Raw genomic sequence first — 17698 nt, 5'->3', positions numbered from 1 at the left:
CTTCGCGGCCGGTCTGCCCGTCCGGGCCCAGCGCCTGCCTTGCTCATCGCTGCTTGCATCCAGCGGCATTGCCGGGCCGCCACATCATCGGCTTGCTTTCACGCGATGCCCTGCGACAATTTCTTACCATGCCGGACTTGCGACGAATCCGGCTGAGGGGTGTTGGTCGATTGATGTTGCAAGCGCGAGATGATGAGCCGGCCGCCATGGCCAATACCCCAGCCGGAACCGGCCATGCGGCAGAGATCGATCCCGGCCTGCCGATGCCGCGGCGCCTCTGGGCCATCGTCGCGATCTCATTCGGCACCGCGCTGTTCGTGCTGGACGGCACGATCGCCAATGTCGCGCTGCCTACCATCGCCCGCGACTTGGGCGTGGAGCAGGGCATGGTGGTCAATGTCGTCACCGTCTACCAGCTGGTCATGGTCATGGCGCTTCTGCCATTCGCCAATCTGGGCGAGCGGCTGGGGCTGCGGCGCGTCTACCAGTTCGGCCAGCTGATCTTCATGGCTGCATCGGCACTGGCCTTTCTGGCCCATTCGCTGCCGGTGCTGCTGATTGTCCGCGCCGGGCAGGCATTCGGCGCCGGCATGGCGATGAGCGTTTCGGCGGCACTGATCCGCCAGATCTATTCGAAAGCCAGCTTGGGCAGCGGGCTGGGCATCAACTCGGTGATCGTGGCCAGTTCCAACGCCGTGGCGCCGGTGCTGGGCGGGCTGATCGTGGCCGATGCCGACTGGCGCTGGGTCTTCGTGGCGGCAGTGCCGCTGGCGGCGATTTCGCTATTGATCGGGCGCTTCCTGCCCGATCCCCAGCCGGGCAAGACCCCGTTCGACTGGCGTTCCGGCCTGTGGAGCGCGGCCAGCTTTGCCATGTTGATCGGCGGGATCGAGATGGCCGCACATGGCGGCAGGGTGGCCGTGGGCATTGCAATCGCACTCGCCGGGCTGGGCTCGGCGCTGGCCTTGGCGTGGCGGGAGCGGCGGCAGGCCAGCCCGGTGTTTCCGGTGGACCTCTTGGCGATGCCGTCCATCGGGCTGTCTACGGTCGCGGCGGTGGCGGCGTTCGTCGGGTCGGCGGCGTTGATCGTGGCGCTGCCGTTCCGGCTGGAGCAGGGCATGGGTTACACACCGCAGGAAGTGGGGCTGATGGTGCTGCCGTTCCCGCTGACGATGCTGGTGGTGGCGCCGATTGCCGGTTGGCTGTCCGACCATGCCTCACCCTCGATCATGGGGCTGGTGGGCATGGCCATCGCGGTTGCCGGCCTGTGCTTCATGGCCTTCCTGCCAAGCCATGCGGGTGCATTCGACGTGGCATGGCGGCTGGTGGTCGCCGCGCTGGGCTTTTCGCTGTTCTTCTCCCCCAACGCACGCATGATCGTGGGCAATTCGCCGCGAGAACGCGCGGCGGCAGCAGGAGGATTGCTGGCGACGGGGCGGCTGTTCGGGCAGACGCTGGGCGCGGCGCTGGTGGGGGTTACCCTGTCGCTGGGGCTGGGAGAGGGGCCGGTGCCGATGCTGGCCTGCGCGGTGCTGGCCGGTGTGGCGGCTCTCGCCAGCCTCGCACGGTGGAGGCTGGCGGAGCAGGCGCCGAAGGTGGCTTAACGGCGGTTACGCGTTCCGGTGCCGGTCGGCGTGGGAACGGGCTTGGCAACCGGCTTGGTCGTGGGTGCAGGAACCGGCGGCGGCGTGACCAGCGGGGCAGGCGGCGGGGCCACGACTTGCGGCAGATTGGGCTTCACCGGCTTGACCCCGGTGCGCGTCAGCCACCAGGCGATGTCGTTGGCGGTCGCTTCCATGCCCGCGAAATTGAGGTGCCACTGCAGGCCCAGCCGGCCGTCGTAACCCTCCGGAGAGCCGATCAGCCACGGCACGGTATCGCAGGGCGTATGCGTGGCGGAGCTTTGGTTCATGCTCACCACCAAGGCCCCGTTCGCCGATGCGACGCGGGTGGTGATGTCGGCAAGCCGCACGCCGATCTGGCGGATGATCGCGGCATGATCCTCGCTGATCGGGGTATCCGCGCAGAGCTTGCCCGGCGCCGGCAGCGGCGTCAGGTACTGGACGAAGACGATGCGGGCGCGCGGTGCCTGCGTGCGGATGCGCCGCGCGATCTCCATCAGCTGCATCTCGTCGCGCGCGTAGTCGTATTCGGTCGGCACCTTCACCGCCGCGCAGGGGTGTGGTTTCCCGCCGGCCGCCAGCGACTGCTTCGCGCGGTAGGCGCAAGTGGCGTTGAACAGGTTGCCGACGTAGTTGAGGTCGTTGCCGCCGATGGTGAGCGTGACGAGGCGCGTCTGCGACGTTACCGCGTTGATCTGCGGCGGAATGTCGCCCCACGGGCCTAGCACATTGTCCGTCGTCGCGCCCGAGCAGGAGCGGTCCGTCAACACCATGCCGAAGTATTCGGACAGCAGCGTGGGATAATTGCTCATGCTCTGGCCGCAGCGGGCCGGGCCGCCGGGCTTGGCGGGCGGCAGCATCGGCCCCGCTGCGAACGAGGAGCCGATGGCGACGTAGCGCTGGCCGGCCAGCGTATCGTCTACGGACGAGACGACATCCGCATCCGCGCGTGCCTGCGTGACAGGCGCCGCGCAGCAGAGTGCGATCGCCGTCGCGGCGAGCGTGGAAAACCGGGTGCTGGGCATTACTTCACCCAGTCCAACCCGATTTCTTCGTAGAGATCGCGCGCGTCGGCCCAGTTTTCCTCAACCTTCACGTGCAAGAACAAGTGCACCTTCTGGCCCAGCACTTCGGTCAGTTCCTTGCGTGCAGCCTCGCCGATGGCCTTGATCTTGGCGCCGCCCTTGCCCAGCACGATGGCGCGCTGGTTGTCGCGGGTGACGACGATTTGCTGGCGGATCTCCACCGAACCGTCCTTGCGCTGCTCGTAAGCCTCCGGCCGCACGGCGGCGTCGTAAGGCAGTTCCTCGTGCAGCTGGCGGTAGAGCTGCTCGCGCGTGATCTCGCAAGCCAGCAGACGTTCGCTGGCGTCGGAAACCTGATCCTCGGGATAATGCCAGGGGCCTTCGGGCATCAGCTTGGCCAGATGGGCCTTCAATTCGGGCACGCCGTCACCGGAAAGGGCGGAGACGAAGAACACTTCGTCGAACTGGACCTTGCCGGTCAGTTCCTGCGCCAGCACCAGCAGCGGTTCCTTGGCGCCGGCATCGACCTTGTTGATCACCAGGATCTTGCGTTCGGGGCGGGTGGCCAGCGTTTCCAGCAGCGGTTCCAGCTCATGCCGGCGCTTCTTGATGGGGTCCACCACCAGCAGCACCGCATCGGCCTCCTGCGCGCCTTCCCAGGCGGCGGAGACCATTGCGCGGTCAAGCCGGCGCCGGGGTGCGAAGATGCCCGGCGTGTCCGCCAGGATGATCTGCGTGGTGCCTTCCAGCGCGATGCCCAGCAGGCGTGCGCGGGTGGTCTGGGCCTTGGCGGAGGTGATCGCCACCTTCTGCCCGACCAGTGCGTTGACCAGTGTCGACTTGCCCGCATTGGGCGCACCGATCACGGCGACGAGACCGCATGCCTCTGTCATCCGAATTTCCTCATGAATTCCTCGGCGGCGCGCGTTTCGGCATCCTGCTTGGAATTCGCGATTGCCCGCGCCGAGCCGACGTTGTGAATGGTCACCTCTACAGTGAACTGAGAGGCATGGTCGGGGCCGGAGCGCTCGACCAGCTTGTATTCGGGCATCCGGCGACGATTGCCGGCAGCCCATTCCTGAAGGGCGGACTTGGGATGCTTGCGCTTGCCGGCCTTGCCCTGCATCGCCTCGGCCCAGAGCGTGCGCACCATGGCGCGCGCCGCTTCGAAGCCGTGTTCGATGAAGCAGGCGCCGATCAGCGCTTCCATCACGTCACCCAGAATATTGTCGCTGTCCTGGCCACCATCGTCGCGCGCCTGCTTGCCCAGCCGCATGCGCGGGCCAAGGTCGATCCCGCGCGCCACTTGCGCGCAGGTGGTGCGGGCGACCAGCGCGTTCAGGCGCTGCGAAAGGCGGCCTTCGGCTTCCTCGCTGTTCTGATAGAGCCATTCGGCGACCGAGAGCCCAAGCACCCGGTCGCCGAGGAATTCCAGTCGTTCGTAATTGCGCTTCTCGCCGGTGCTGCCGTGGGTAAGTGCGGCGGCCCACAGGGCTTCATCGGCGGGCTCTGCCCCCGATACTGCGGCGATGAAGGCGCGATCCTGCGCGTCAATCACTCAGATAACGCTCCCGATACGGCTCCAGCGCGCGGCGGTAAACCACGTCCACGGCAGGAACCAGTTCGCCGAACCGTCGGTGGAGAACATCATCACCGCCGCCTTGCCGACGAGGTTGTCTTGCGGGACGATGCCGATGCCCGCGCCTTCGACGGCGGGGAAGCGGCTGTCCAGCGAGTTGTCGCGGTTGTCGCCCATCATGAACATGTGGCCTTCGGGCACGACGTAGACGCCGGTATCGTCCTGCGGCGTGTGGCCCAGGTCGAGCACGTTGTAGCTCTTACCGTTCGGCAGCGTCTCGCGGTACTGCGGATAGTTGCAGACCGGGGCGCCCTTGGCGTCGGTGCGTTCGAATTCGGGCGCATAGCAATGGGTGTTGGGCGTTACCGGCAGCACGAAATCCGGCTGCTTCACGCGAGGCACGGGCTTGCCGTTCAGCCAGACCTGTCCGCCCTTCACCTGGATCTCGTCACCCGGCAGGCCGATCACGCGCTTGATGTAGTCCACATCGTTGCCCGGCGGCGCCTTGAAGATCGCCACGTCGCCGCGCTCGGGCTGGCTTGCGAAGATGCGGCCCGGGATCAGCGGCACGCTGAAGGGCAGCGAGTACTTCGAATAGCCGTAGGACCACTTCGACGCGAACAGATAGTCCCCGTTCAGCAGGCGCGGCAGCATCGATTCGCTGGGAATGTTGAACGGCGAAATGATGAAGCTGCGCAGCACCACCACGCCCAGCACCAGCCAGAACAGGAAAGCGATGAAGCTTTCGTCCTTCTTGGCGGGCTTGCCGGAGTGTTTGTCGCGCGCGGTCGGTGGAGACTGGCCGGTGCTGTTTGCCGGGGTTGCGGATGACGGGGCCGGAGCCGCAGTGTCGGTTTCGCTCATGAGGCGAACCCTTGTTGTGCGCGCACGCTTCCGTCAAGCGCAATCCCGCTGGATATGCCATCCGGATCGACCAAAATCGTCATCTTTCGGGCAGGATTGGTCTGCAACAATGGGCCTTGGCCAAGCCGTGCCCGCGATGCATAACGCGCCGCGCGATTTCGGCCGCACATCGGGCCGGTACAAAATGAAGGAATCAAAGGCATGAGCAAAGCGTTGTGGACCAAGCTGGAAGGCCTTCCCAAGCCCACGCTGGCGCAGCTTTTTGCCGCCGATCCCGACCGCCTTGCCACTTTCGCCACCCATTTCGAGGCTAGCGATATCGAAGCCGATTGCGGCATGCGTTTCGACTGGTCGAAGACGCACCTTGATGCTGCGCACGTTGCCGCGTTCGAGGAACTGGCCGCCGCGATGGACTTCGACGGCCGCCGCGCCGCGCTGTTCAACGGCGACATCGTGAACACCACCGAGGGCCGCGCCGCAGAGCACACCGCCCAGCGCGGCGTCGGCAATGAGGAAAGCGTTGCTCTCGCCGCCGAATACCACCACCGCATGGCCGCCATCGTGGAAGCCATCCACCGCGGCGCCATGGGTGAGGTGAAACACCTGATCCACATCGGCATCGGCGGTTCCGCGCTGGGCCCGGCACTGGCTATCGACGCTCTTGCGCGCGATGGCGCCATGGTGAACGTGCAGGTCGTCTCCAACATCGATGGCTGCGCGCTGGAAGCGGCCTTTGCAAAGTGCGATCCGGCGACGACGATGCTGGCGGTCGCGTCCAAGACCTTCACCACGATCGAGACGATGACCAACGCCGAAAGCGCCATCGCCTGGCTGCGCGAGAACGGCGTGGAGGATCCCTACGGCCGCGTCGTCGCGCTGACCGCCGCGCCGGACAAGGCGATCGAATGGGGCGTGGACGAAACCCGCATCCTGCCGTTCTCGGAAAGCGTGGGCGGCCGCTATTCGCTGTGGTCCTCGATCGGGTTCCCGGTCGCCATGGCGCTGGGCTGGCCGGATTTTGCCGAGTTCCTGGACGGTGCCGCCGCGATGGACGCGCATTTCCGCGATACCGATGGGCTGGCTAACCTGCCGCTGCGCGCCGCCTTCGCCGACCAGTACTACACCCGTCTGCGCGGCTGCCAGACGCGCGCCGTCTTCGCCTATGACGAGCGGCTGAAGCTGCTGCCGGACTATCTCCAGCAGCTGGAAATGGAATCGAACGGCAAGAGCGTGAAGGTGGACGGCTCGCCGGTCGATGGACCGACCGCGCCGATCACTTGGGGCGGCGTGGGCACCGATGCGCAGCACGCGGTGTTCCAGCTTCTCCATCAGGGCACCAACCTTGTACCCGTCGACTTCATTGCCGCGATCGGGCCGGGCGATGACCTGAACCCCGCGCACCACCGCATCCTGCTGTCGAACTGCTTCGCGCAGGGCGCCGCGCTGATGGCGGGCAAGCCGAGCGAGGATCCCGCGCGTGCCTATCCGGGCGACCGTCCTTCGGCGACGATCCTGCTGGACGAAGTGAGTCCCGCCACCTTCGGTGCGCTTGTCGCTTTCCATGAGCATCGCACTTTCGCCAATGCCGTGCTGCTGGGGATCAACCCCTTCGACCAGTTCGGCGTCGAACTGGGCAAGGAAATCGCCAAGCAGATCGAACAGGGCAGCACCGCGTTCGACCCGTCGACCGAGGCGCTGCTGGAACTTGCCGGTATCAAGTAAAGTCATGAAATAAGGCCCCAAAGTGAGGGCTTGAACCGAACCGCGCCTCCGCAGGAATACGGCGGAGGCGCGGTAGCCCGGATTAGGGCTTCCTGCGCTATAATGCCCCAATAGGGACAACGCCGGGCTGGCGTGCCGGCAAGGCATGGCCGCCCCGGATGTATCACGGGGAATGGCGGGCAATGGCGGGCGGAAACGCGGGTGCAGGAACGCAAGGCAGGCCGGCGCGCCCAAGCGTGCGGGCGTGGCACCGCGCAGCGGCGGCGAGCCTGCTGGCGCTTGCCGTGACGGGCTGCGGAGGCGGCGGCGGGGTCAGCTCGACGCCGACACCAACGCCCACTCCCACCCCGACACCCACTCCAACGCCTACCCCAACTCCGACGCCCACGCCCACGCCCACGCCCACGCCCACTCCGACGCCTTCATCCGGCAGCACGCCGCCGGCGGGTTACGTCATCACGCCGGCTTCGCAGCAGTCCAAGCGATCGGCCAACGACGACATGGAGTACCGGCGCAACTACGTCTCGTTCGAGTACGTGAACGCGCTCTATGCGCTGGATGCCGGCTATACCGGCCAGAACGTGCTGGTCGGCGTGCTGGACGATGGGGTGAAGACCGTTTCCGAACTGTCCGGCCAGATATCCTCGCTCAGTCGCGACTTCGGCACGGTCACGCAGAACGGGGTCACCACCACCCGCAATGTGGTGGGTGATGACTGGTCCGATCACGGCACCATGGTCGCCGGCGTGATCGCCGCGCGTAACGACGGTGCCGGCGTGCAGGGCATCGCGCCCGACGCGAAGATCGTGGCCTTGCGCATCAGCGCCGTCGATCTGGACGAAACCGATGTCGACAAGGCCGAGACGCTGGGCATCCACATGGCCGAAGCGCTGGATTACGCGGGCCAGAACGGGGTCAAGGTAGTCAATGCCTCGATCGCGAAGGCCGATTCCTCGGTGCCCAGCGCCTATTGGTCGCAGGCGGTGGCGCGGTACGTTGCCACGGGCGGATTGTTCGTGAATGCGGCCGGCAATGACAGCGAAGCCAATGCCGCGAATTATCTGGACGTCAACAGTGCTAACCGGGATGGCTGGCTCTTCGTGGTGGCGCTGGAAGGCACGCAGACCAGTTACGAACTGACCGATTATTCGAACCAGTGCGGCGCGACGGTGATGGATCACTGCGTCTCCGCAATGGGCACCAATGCGTCGCAGGCGGTGGACGGCAGCTACGTCTGGTTTTCCGGCACCAGCGCGGCGGCACCGCAGGTTTCCGGGCTGGCCGCGCTGATCCTTTCGAAGTGGCCGCAATTGACCGGCGTGCAGGCCGGGCAAGTGATCCTTTCGACGGCGCGCGATATTGGCGCTCCCGGTGTCGATCCGGTCTACGGGCACGGTCTGGTCGATGTCCAGGCGGCCCTGTCGCCGGTCAATCCCACCTTGTCGAACGGCACGGTGACGACGGCCGCGAGCACCGCGACACTGCTGGCGCCCGGCGCGATCGGCACGACCGGGATCAAGACCAAGGCCTTGTCGTCCGTCACCGTGCTGGACGCTTTCGGACGCGATTTCACCGGCGATCTTTCCGGCCTTGTCGGCAAGCTGAGCGAAGCACCGCGCAGCATGGAGCGGCAGGTCGATGTGCAGGCGCGCGCCGGCAGCAGCCATTTCGAGAGTGACGGGCTTCAGGCCAGCATGGGCTTTTCCGCGCTGCGCGAAGGGCCGGGCGCGGGGGAGGTGCGCGGGTTGCTGACCAGCGGCGAACTGGCCGTGCGCACCGGATCGACATGGCTGACCGCGTCCCTCCATTCCATCGATGCCGTCTCGCCCGAATTCATGGGGCTGGCACCCAGTTCGGACGCGGCCTTTGCCTATTCGCCGCTGGCGGACATGGCCTTTGGCGCCGAGCATCCGCTGGCCGGCGGCAGGCTGGGAATCTCCGTTGTGGGCGGATCCGAGCAGGTCAATCTGACCTCCGGCCGCGCCTCCCTGCGTGCCGCCGGAACCGTGGTGAGCTGGCGAAAGCACCGCACCAGCTTCAAGGCCGGCGTGATCGACGAGCAGGGTGCCGTTTTCGGCACGCCCACCGGCGATGGCGCGCTGCGTCTGGGCGACGGTGCGACGACAGCCTTCGTGGAGGCTGCGCATGATGTGGAACTGGGGGGAGGATGGGGCCTGTCCGGCTATGCCAGCCTTGGCGGAACGCAGCTAAAGCTGGCGCAGGATATGCTGCTGACTCACGCCGGCATGCTGGCGACCACGCGCTTCGGTCTCGCTGCCAGCCATCGCTTGCGCGGCGGCGGCGTGCTGCGGTTCGGTCTGGCACAGCCTTTGACGGTGATCGCCGGGCAGGGGACTTACACGCTGGCTACCGGCTACGACTTGCTGAGCCGTTCGCTGGTCTTCGGCGCCCGCAAAGTCGATTTTTCGGGCGGCATCAATCCGCTGCTGACCTTCGGGTTCGAAAAGGGCGGGGAAGCCTCACAACTGCGCCTTGCCGCTGCCGCGCGGGCCGATGGCGGGGATGTACGTCTGATGGGCACTTGGCGCCTGAAGCTACGCTAAATGCAAAACCGCCGGGAACGCGCAGGTTCCCGGCGGTATGAAGCAAAATCAGGAGCGGTATTCGAGCCCTTCCGACCAGTCTCCATGCGTGGGGACGTGCGGCGCGCTATCCGAAGGCCGTGTGTTCATCAGGCGATGCAACAGCCGCTTACCGTCTTCCCAACTGCCGATCTTCGAATCGGCATTGATGTGGCCGGCATCGCCCGCATCCTCGAACTGGCTGCCCCATTGCCGGGCCAGCAGCTTGGCGGTGGGAAAGCCGATCCACGGATCGTTGCGGCTGGCGACCAGAATGGAGGGGAAGGGCAGGGCGTCAGCCGGCGTCGGCGCGAAGCCGTTCAACCGGTCGTCGCGCGGGAAGAAGTCCACTTCCGGCGGGGCGACCAGCAGGGCGCCGATCACCGGGCTGGACCAGCCGGGCTGTTCGAACTTCGCCCACCATGCCGTCAGCAGGCAGCCCAGGCTGTGCGCCACCAGCACCACCGGCCGCCCAGCGCGCTGTACGGACAGGTTCAGGCGGTTGATCCAGGTGTTGCGATGCGGCTTTTCCCATAGGCCAAGGTCGACCATCTGGGCATCCTCCATCTCGTCCGCCCAGCGGCGTTGCCAGTGGCCGGCGCCGCTCCCGTCAAGGCCGGGGATGAGCAGGATGAGAGGCTTTTCGGCAGGCGCTGCAGGGGTTTGCGTCTGTGCCATCAATCTTCTCCCAAAGGGGCGCCCGCCGGCAAGGGGATCGGGGGAAGCGGCGGGCGACATGGCTTTCTATAACTCAACCAAAAAAGTTGACAATGACTCTGCGCCCAGCAGAGAGCGGATTTCGACGATCCGATTTGAAGTGGTTTCGAGGGGGAAGCAGGTCAGTCGCAAATGACCCGTTGGCAATCCGCGTGCCCATGCCCCATATGCGCCCCGCAAAAGATAACGCCCCCATCATCCTTTCAGGCGACGGGTGCACAGGAGCAAGCCGCATGTCCGAATTCGACTATGATCTCTTCACCATCGGCGCCGGATCGGGCGGCGTGCGCGCCAGCCGCATTGCCGCATCGCACGGTGCGCGCGTGGCGGTGGCGGAGGAGTTCCGGGTCGGCGGCACATGCGTGATCCGCGGCTGCGTGCCCAAGAAGATGCTGGTCTACGGCGCCCACTTTGCCGAGGATCTGGAAGACGCCAAGCACTTCGGCTGGGATATTCCGGAAGCGAAGTTCGACTGGCTGAAGCTGCGCGACAACGTGCTGGGCGATGTGGACCGGCTGAACGGGCTCTACACGCAGACGCTTTCGAACAACAAGGTGGAGATCTTCCACGAGCGCGCCGTGATCACCGGGCCGCATGAGATCACCCTGTCCAGCGGCGAGAAGAAGACCGCCAAGGTGATCCTGATCGCCACCGGCGCGCGTCCGCACGTGCCCAGCTGCCCTGGCCACGAACTGGGCATCACGTCCAACGAGGCATTCCACCTCGACGCCATTCCACGCCGCATCCTGATCGCCGGCGCCGGCTATATCGCCAACGAATTCGCCGGCATCTTCAACGAATTCGGCGCCAAGGTGACGCTGATCAACCGGTCCGACCAGCTTCTGCGCGGCTATGACGAGCAGCTTCGCGACCGTTTGCTGCAGATCTCGCTCGCCAAGGGCATCGACTTCCGCTTCAACGCGGACTTCCGCGGCATCGAGAAGAACGACGACGGCTCGCTGACCGTCACCATGACCAACCACGAGCCGCTGGTGGTAGATTGCGTGATGTTCGCCACCGGCCGCGTGCCCAATGTCGAAGGGCTGGGGCTGAAGGACGTCGGCGTGGAACTGGACGACCACAACGCGATCAAGGTCGACGAATATTTGAAGACGAGCGTCGATCACATCTACGCAGTCGGCGACGTGACCAACCGCGTGCAGCTTACCCCGGTGGCGATCCGCGAGGGCCATGCCTTTGCCGATACCGTGTTCGGCGGCAAGCCGACGACGGTGGACTATTCGTGCATCCCTTCGGCCGTGTTCAGCCACCCGCCGATCGGCGCGGTGGGGCTTACCGAGGCGCAGGCGCGGCAGAAGTATGGCGACATTGCCGTCTACACCAGCGACTTCCGCCCGATGAAGAACGTCGTCGCCCATCGCAACGAACGCTCGCTCTACAAGATGATCTGCGAGGCGCACACCGGCCGCCTGCTGGGCCTGCACATGATCGGCCCGGATTCGCCGGAGATCATCCAGGCCGCCGCCATCGCGGTGAAGGCCGGGCTGACCAAGGCCGATTTCGACGCCACCGTCGCCGTCCACCCGACGATGTCGGAAGAGCTTGTGCTGATGAAATGAGCGCAGACGGGGTCTCTGTCCCGTTCCGAATGCAAATGTCGCAACCGCCTCGGCGCGGGAGTGAAGAAAGCCCGGGGGTCGCTAGTGTCAGGCGGCCTGCCGGGCTTTTCGTTTTCGACCTGTCCTGGGCGGTCGATATCGCGAAATTGCGCCATTCCATCGGCAGGGCGTTGCTCATCCATCACCGGGGCGAATTTACCGTCAGAACATTACTCCGACCATTTAACCGAGCGATTAAAACTATTGACCTGAGGCGTTCGACCTGCCTTAGCAGTCACAGCAAATTCGCGCCGAGCGGCCAGTCGAAGGCCGGGGTCATTGCAAGGGATAACGGATGTCAGCCAATATCGCTGAAATGGAGAAGCGCCGCGCCGCAGCAAAGCTGGGTGGTGGTGAGAAGCGCATTGCCGCGCAGCACGCCAAGGGCAAGCTGACCGCGCGGGAGCGTCTCGACATTCTGCTGGACGAAGGCAGCTTCGAGGAATTCGACCTCTACGTCGAGCATGACTGCACCGACTTCGGCATGGAAAGCCAGCGCATCCCCGGCGACGGCGTCGTCACGGGTTCTGGCACCATCAATGGCCGCCTTGTCTATGTGTTCAGCCAGGATTTCACCGTGTTCGGCGGCTCTCTGTCGCACCGTCACGCGCAGAAGATCTGCAAGCTGATGGACAACGCGATGAAGGTCGGCGCGCCGGTGATCGGTCTCAACGATTCCGGCGGCGCGCGCATTCAGGAAGGCGTGGCCTCGCTCGGCGGTTATGCCGAAGTGTTCCAGCGCAACGTGCTCGCATCGGGCGTGGTGCCGCAGTTGTCTCTGATCATGGGCCCCTGCGCGGGCGGCGCGGTCTACTCGCCGGCCATGACGGACTTCATCTTCATGGTGAAGGACAGCTCCTACATGTTCGTCACCGGGCCGGACGTGGTGAAGACCGTCACCAACGAAGTCGTCACGCAGGAAGAGCTGGGCGGTGCCGTCACGCACTCCAGCAAGACCTCGGTGTCGGATCTCGCGCTGGAGAACGATATCGAGGCGCTGCTGGCGGCGCGCGATTTCTTCGACTTCCTGCCGCTCAACAACCGCGAGGAAGTGCCCGAGCGTCCCTGCGCCGATCCGTGGGACCGTGCCGAGGAAAGCCTCGACACCGTGATTCCGCCTTCGGCCAACCAGCCTTACGACATGCATGAGGTGATCAAGAAAACGCTCGACGAGGGTGATTTCTTCGAGGTTCAGCCGCTGCATGCCGGCAATATCATCGTCGGTTTCGGCCGTATCGAGGGCAAGACCGTGGGCGTCGTCGCCAACCAGCCGATGGTGCTGGCGGGTGTGCTGGACATCAACTCGTCCAAGAAGGCCGCGCGTTTCGTGCGCTTCTGCGATGCCTTCAACATCCCGATCATCACTTTCGTGGACGTTCCGGGCTTCCTGCCGGGCACCGATCAGGAACACAATGGCATCATCAAGCACGGCGCCAAGCTGCTGTTCGCCTATGCCGAGGCGACCGTGCCGAAGATCACCGTGATCACCCGCAAGGCCTATGGCGGCGCCTACGACGTTATGGCGTCCAAGCACCTGCGCGGCGATCTCAACTATGCCTGGCCGACCGCCGAAATCGCGGTGATGGGCGCCAAGGGCGCGGTGGAGATCATCTTCCGCGGCCTCTCGCCCGAAGGCATTGCCGAGAAGACCAAGGAGTACGAAGACCGCTTCGCCAACCCCTTCGTGGCGGCGAGCCGGGGTTATATCGATGAGGTTATCTACCCGCACTCGACCCGTAAGCGCATCGCGCTGGGGCTGCGCAAGCTGCGGACCAAGAGCCTCGAAAACCCCTGGAAGAAGCACGACAACATTCCGCTGTGAGTGCGATGTTGATCCCTTTGATCGTAGCGGTCGGGTTCGTTTTGATGGCGGTCGATATGTGGCGCCGGGCTGGCTTGGCCGCGAAATCCGGACGGTTTGCAATGCGGGGTGCGGTGATCTCGCAAGAGGAACAGCCCAAGAGATTCAAATTCTACGTATTCGCGTTTCGATTTTTGTCTCTCTGGGCCGTTCTTCTAGCCGGGCAAGGGGTCTTCACTTTTGTAATTAGGCCGCATTAACGTCGGTCAGGGGTAGAGGTAGGCTGTAATCATGGAAGACATCTACATCGTCAGCGGCGTGCGCACGGCAGTCGGCGATTTCGGCGGCTCGCTGAAGTCGTTCATGCCGTCCGATCTCGGCGGCAAGGTCGTGACCGAGGCTCTGGCCCGTGCAGGCGTTTCGCCCGAGGACGTCGGCCATATCGTCATTGGTCAGGTCATGCCGACCAGCGCCAAGGACGAAATGCTCAGCCGCGTGATCGGCATCAATGCCGGCGTGCCGTTCGAAGTGCCTTCGCTGACGCTCAACCGCCTCTGCGGATCGGGCGTGCAGGCCATCGTTTCGGCCGCGCAGATGATGAAGCTGGGCGAGGCGGGGATCACCGTTGCGGGCGGCGCGGAATCGATGTCGAACGTGCCCTATCACGACCACGGCGTGCGCTGGGGCAAGAAGATGGGCGCCAACACGCAGGAAGACGCGCTGACGGTCGGCCTGTCGGACGCCATCGGCGGCTACCACATGGGCATTACGGCAGAGAACGTGGCCGAGCGCCACTGCGTCACCCGTGAGGACATGGACACGCTTGCCGCGACCAGCCATCAGCGCGCCTCTCGCGCGATTGCGGAAGGTCGCTTCAAGGACCAGATCCTTCCCATCGAAGTGAAGACCCGCAAGGGCGTCACCGTCTTCGATACCGATGAACATGTCCGCGCCGACACCACTGTCGAGACGCTGGGCAGCATGAAGCCCGCCTTCAAGAAGGACGGGGCGGTCACTGCCGGCAATGCCTCGGGCATCAACGACGGCGCTGCTGCCGTGGTGCTGGCAACCGCTTCGGAAGTCGAGAAGCGGGGCCTCAAGCCCATGGCGAAGATCGTCGCCTGGGGCCATGCCGGTGTCGAGCCTGCCTACATGGGGGAAGGCCCGATCAAGGCGGTGCCGGTGGCGTTGAAGCGCGCCGGACTCTCGCTTGACCAGATCGACGTGATCGAGAGCAACGAAGCTTTCGCCGCGCAGGCTGCCGCCGTTTCCAAGGTGCTGGGCTTCGATCCGGAGAAGGTGAACCCCAACGGTTCGGGCGTTTCAATCGGCCACCCGGTCGGCGCCACCGGCACGATGCTCGCCATCAAGTGCATGTACGAGTTGAAGCGCACCGGCGGGAAGTACGGCCTTGTCACCATGTGCATCGGCGGCGGGCAGGGCATCGCCCTTGTGCTGGAGAACGTGGCGTGAAGCTCGGTCGCCTCAACCACATCGGCGTCGCCACCCCCGATCTCGACGCCTCGATTGCGTTCTATCGCGATGTGATGGGTGCGACTGACATTACCGAGCCGTTCGTGCTGGAAAGCCAGCAAGTGCGCGTCTGCTTCGTCAATACGCCTGGCGAGGACGGCACGGCCGGTACGCAGATCGAACTGCTCCAGCCAACTGCGGCGGATTCGGCCGTGGGGAAATGGCTGGAAAAGAACCCGCTCGGGGGCCAGCACCACATCTGCTACGAAGTGCCGGACATTCACGCGGCCAAGGCATGGTTCGAAGGCCTTGGCAAGCGCGTGCTGGGTGAGCCGCGCATGGGCGCGCACGGGACGCTGATCTTCTTCGTCCACCCCAAGGACATGGGCGGTCAGCTCACCGAGATCATGGAAACGCCCAAGGGCGCTCACTGAGAAAAATTACGGTCCGCGGCAGTGAGAGCGGGCCGGAAGGGATGCGGAATATGGCAGACATCAACGACTGGAAGGCAGCCGCCGACAAGGAGGTCAAGGGCAAGGACCTGACCTGGAACACGCCCGAGGGTATTGCGGTGAAGCCGCTCTACACTGCCGAGGATGTGACCGTCGATCCCGGCCTTCCCGGCTTCGCGCCGTTCACGCGCGGCGTGCGCGCTTCGATGTATGCCGGCCGTCCCTGGACCATCCGCCAGTACGCGGGCTTCTCCACCGCCGAGGAATCGAACGCTTTCTATCGCCGCAACCTCGCGGCGGGTCAGAAGGGCCTTTCGGTCGCCTTCGACCTTGCCACCCATCGCGGTTACGACAGCGACCATCCGCGCGTTGTGGGTGACGTGGGCAAGGCCGGCGTCGCCATCGATTCCGTCGAGGACATGAAGATCCTGTTCGACGGCATTCCGCTCGATAAGATGTCGGTCTCCATGACGATGAACGGAGCGGTGATCCCGATCCTGGCCTTCTTCATCGTGGCCGGTGAAGAGCAGGGCGTAGACCGCAAGCTGCTCGACGGGACCATCCAGAACGACATCCTCAAGGAGTTCATGGTCCGCAACACCTACATCTATCCGCCAGAGCCTTCGATGCGGATCATCTCGGACATCTTCGGCTACACCAGCCGGGAGATGCCGAAGTTCAACTCGATTTCGATTTCCGGCTATCACATGCAGGAAGCCGGCGCCACGCAGGTGCAGGAACTGGCCTTCACCATCGCCGACGGCGCGGAATACGTGAAGTACGGCGTGGCATCGGGCCTCGATATCGACAAGTTTGCAGGCCGCCTGTCGTTCTTCTTCGCCATCGGCATGAACTTCTTCATGGAAGTGGCCAAGCTGCGCGCCGCACGCGTGCTGTGGCACCGCGTGATGACAAACCTTGGCGCCAAGGACGAGCGTTCGAAGATGCTGCGCACCCACTGCCAGACTTCGGGCGTGAGCTTGCAGGAGCAGGACCCCTACAACAACGTCATCCGCACCACGATCGAGGCGATGGCCTCGATGCTCGGCGGCACCCAGTCGCTGCACACCAACGCGCTGGACGAGGCGATTGCGCTGCCGACCGACTTCTCGGCCCGCATCGCCCGCAACACGCAGATCATCATCCAGGAAGAGACCGGCATGTGCAATGTCGTCGATCCGCTGGGTGGGTCCTATTACATTGAGGCGCTGACGCAGCAGCTGGTTGACCAGGCGTGGGAGATCATCGAGCGCGTGCAGGCTGAAGGCGGCATGGCCAAGGCGGTCGCCGCCGGCTGGCCCAAGGCGATGATCGAGACCGCCGCCGCGGCCCGTCAGGCCCGCGTGGACCGGGGCGACGACGTGATCGTCGGCGTCAACAAGTACCGCCTTGCCAGCGAAGATCTGCTGGAAACGCTGGAAGTGGACAACGCCAAGGTCCGCGAAGGCCAGATCGCCCGCATCAACAAGATGAAGGCGGACCGTGACGAGGCTGCTTGCCAGGCCGCGCTCAAGGCCCTGCGCGACGGTGCCGCCGCGCCCGCCAGCATCGAGAACAACCTGCTCGCGCTCGCCGTGGAGTGCGCTCGCGCGCGCGCCACGCTGGGCGAGATCAGCTCGGCCATGGAAGACAGCTTCCAGCGCTATGGCACCCAGCCGACCCCGGTGAAGGGCGTCTATGCAGCGCCTTATGAGGGCGACAGCCGCTGGCAGCAGGTGCTGGACGGCGTGCAGGCGGTGGAACGCCGTCTCGGCCGCAAGCCCAAGGTGCTGGTCGCAAAGATGGGCCAGGATGGCCACGATCGCGGCGCGAACGTGATCGCCTCCGCCTTCGGGGACATGGGCTTCGACGTCGTTTCCGGCCCGCTGTTCCAGACTCCGGAAGAAACCGTGGTGCTGGCGCTGGATAGTGCGGTCGACGTGGTCGGTGCGTCCAGCCTTGCGGCCGGGCACAAGACGCTGATCCCCGAACTGATCCAGAAACTGCGCGAAGCCGGCCGCAGCGACATCAAGGTGATCGCCGGCGGCGTCATCCCGCCGCAGGACTATGAATACCTGCGCAATGCGGGCGTTCAGGGCATCTACGGCCCCGGCTCCAACGTGGTCGAATGCGCCGCCGACGTGCTGCGTCTGCTTGGCCACAACATGCCGCCGCTTGGATCCACGCTGGAAGCGGCGGAATAAGGACGGTGATGCTGGATCGACGCCGCGCTTGCCCCTATGACCGGGGTTTGGCCGCGCGT

At 65.0% G+C, this 17698-nt stretch carries 13 protein-coding genes; 8 read left to right on the top strand and 5 right to left on the bottom strand.

Annotation, left to right across the window (positions count from 1 at the left end; all coding sequences use genetic code 11):
• Window positions 1-206 precede the first annotated feature (206 nt).
• A complete protein-coding gene (locus ACZ1JV_RS20250; protein WP_465150249.1) occupies window positions 207-1604 on the top strand; it encodes an MFS transporter in 1398 nt (465 codons plus the stop codon).
• Here ACZ1JV_RS20250 and ACZ1JV_RS20245 read toward each other — a convergent pair.
• From ACZ1JV_RS20245 to lepB, 4 genes are read right to left on the bottom strand one after another with little or no spacing between them, the layout of a single operon-like run.
• Window positions 1601-2647: an SGNH/GDSL hydrolase family protein gene (locus ACZ1JV_RS20245; RefSeq protein ID WP_465150248.1), complete on the bottom strand. Its 1047-nt coding sequence runs from the start codon at window positions 2645-2647 to the stop codon at window positions 1601-1603. The two genes, ACZ1JV_RS20250 and ACZ1JV_RS20245, sit on opposite strands and share 4 nt — an antisense overlap.
• Window positions 2647-3540: a GTPase Era gene (gene era / locus ACZ1JV_RS20240; RefSeq protein ID WP_465150247.1), complete on the bottom strand. Its 894-nt coding sequence runs from the start codon at window positions 3538-3540 to the stop codon at window positions 2647-2649. Before era ends, ACZ1JV_RS20245 begins: the two co-directional genes overlap by 1 nt.
• On the bottom strand, window positions 3537-4205 hold the full coding sequence (rnc, locus tag ACZ1JV_RS20235; RefSeq protein WP_465135530.1) for a ribonuclease III: 669 nt from the start codon (window positions 4203-4205) through the stop codon (window positions 3537-3539). Before rnc ends, era begins: the two co-directional genes overlap by 4 nt.
• Complete coding sequence (lepB, locus tag ACZ1JV_RS20230) at window positions 4206-5090, bottom strand: signal peptidase I (protein ID WP_465150246.1); 885 nt, start codon at window positions 5088-5090, stop codon at window positions 4206-4208. It abuts the gene before it with no gap.
• Window positions 5091-5291: 201 nt separating this feature from the next.
• Here lepB and pgi point away from each other — a divergent pair, with 201 nt between their 5' ends.
• Window positions 5292-6812: a glucose-6-phosphate isomerase gene (pgi, locus tag ACZ1JV_RS20225; RefSeq protein WP_465150245.1), complete on the top strand. Its 1521-nt coding sequence runs from the start codon at window positions 5292-5294 to the stop codon at window positions 6810-6812.
• Between the two features lie 182 nt (window positions 6813-6994).
• A complete protein-coding gene (locus ACZ1JV_RS20220; RefSeq protein ID WP_465150244.1) occupies window positions 6995-9376 on the top strand; it encodes a S8 family peptidase in 2382 nt (793 codons plus the stop codon).
• 48 nt (window positions 9377-9424) lie between these two features.
• Here ACZ1JV_RS20220 and ACZ1JV_RS20215 read toward each other — a convergent pair whose 3' ends face one another.
• A complete protein-coding gene (locus ACZ1JV_RS20215) occupies window positions 9425-10072 on the bottom strand; it encodes an RBBP9/YdeN family alpha/beta hydrolase (RefSeq protein ID WP_465150243.1) in 648 nt (215 codons plus the stop codon).
• A gap of 272 nt (window positions 10073-10344) precedes the next feature.
• Here ACZ1JV_RS20215 and gor point away from each other — a divergent pair, with 272 nt between their 5' ends.
• From gor to scpA, 5 genes are all read left to right on the top strand, one after another.
• A complete protein-coding gene (gene gor, locus ACZ1JV_RS20210) occupies window positions 10345-11691 on the top strand; it encodes a glutathione-disulfide reductase (protein WP_465150242.1) in 1347 nt (448 codons plus the stop codon).
• A gap of 334 nt (window positions 11692-12025) precedes the next feature.
• On the top strand, window positions 12026-13552 hold the full coding sequence (locus ACZ1JV_RS20205; RefSeq protein ID WP_465150241.1) for an acyl-CoA carboxylase subunit beta: 1527 nt from the start codon (window positions 12026-12028) through the stop codon (window positions 13550-13552).
• A gap of 270 nt (window positions 13553-13822) precedes the next feature.
• Window positions 13823-15004: a beta-ketothiolase BktB gene (gene bktB / locus ACZ1JV_RS20200; RefSeq protein ID WP_465150240.1), complete on the top strand. Its 1182-nt coding sequence runs from the start codon at window positions 13823-13825 to the stop codon at window positions 15002-15004.
• The gene (gene mce, locus ACZ1JV_RS20195; protein ID WP_465150239.1) at window positions 15001-15438 is read left to right on the top strand and encodes a methylmalonyl-CoA epimerase; all 438 of its coding nucleotides are present in this window, start codon (window positions 15001-15003) and stop codon (window positions 15436-15438) included. The genes bktB and mce overlap by 4 nt, the downstream gene beginning before the upstream one ends.
• Before the next feature lie 50 nt (window positions 15439-15488).
• Window positions 15489-17639, top strand: a complete 2151-nt coding sequence (gene scpA, locus ACZ1JV_RS20190; RefSeq protein ID WP_465150238.1) for a methylmalonyl-CoA mutase — start codon at window positions 15489-15491, stop codon at window positions 17637-17639.
• The last annotated feature ends 59 nt before the right edge of the window (window positions 17640-17698 follow it).

The sequence above is a fragment of the Novosphingobium sp. BL-S-19 genome (genome assembly GCF_055521675.1).
This window is presented reverse-complemented; position numbering and strand designations above follow the sequence as displayed.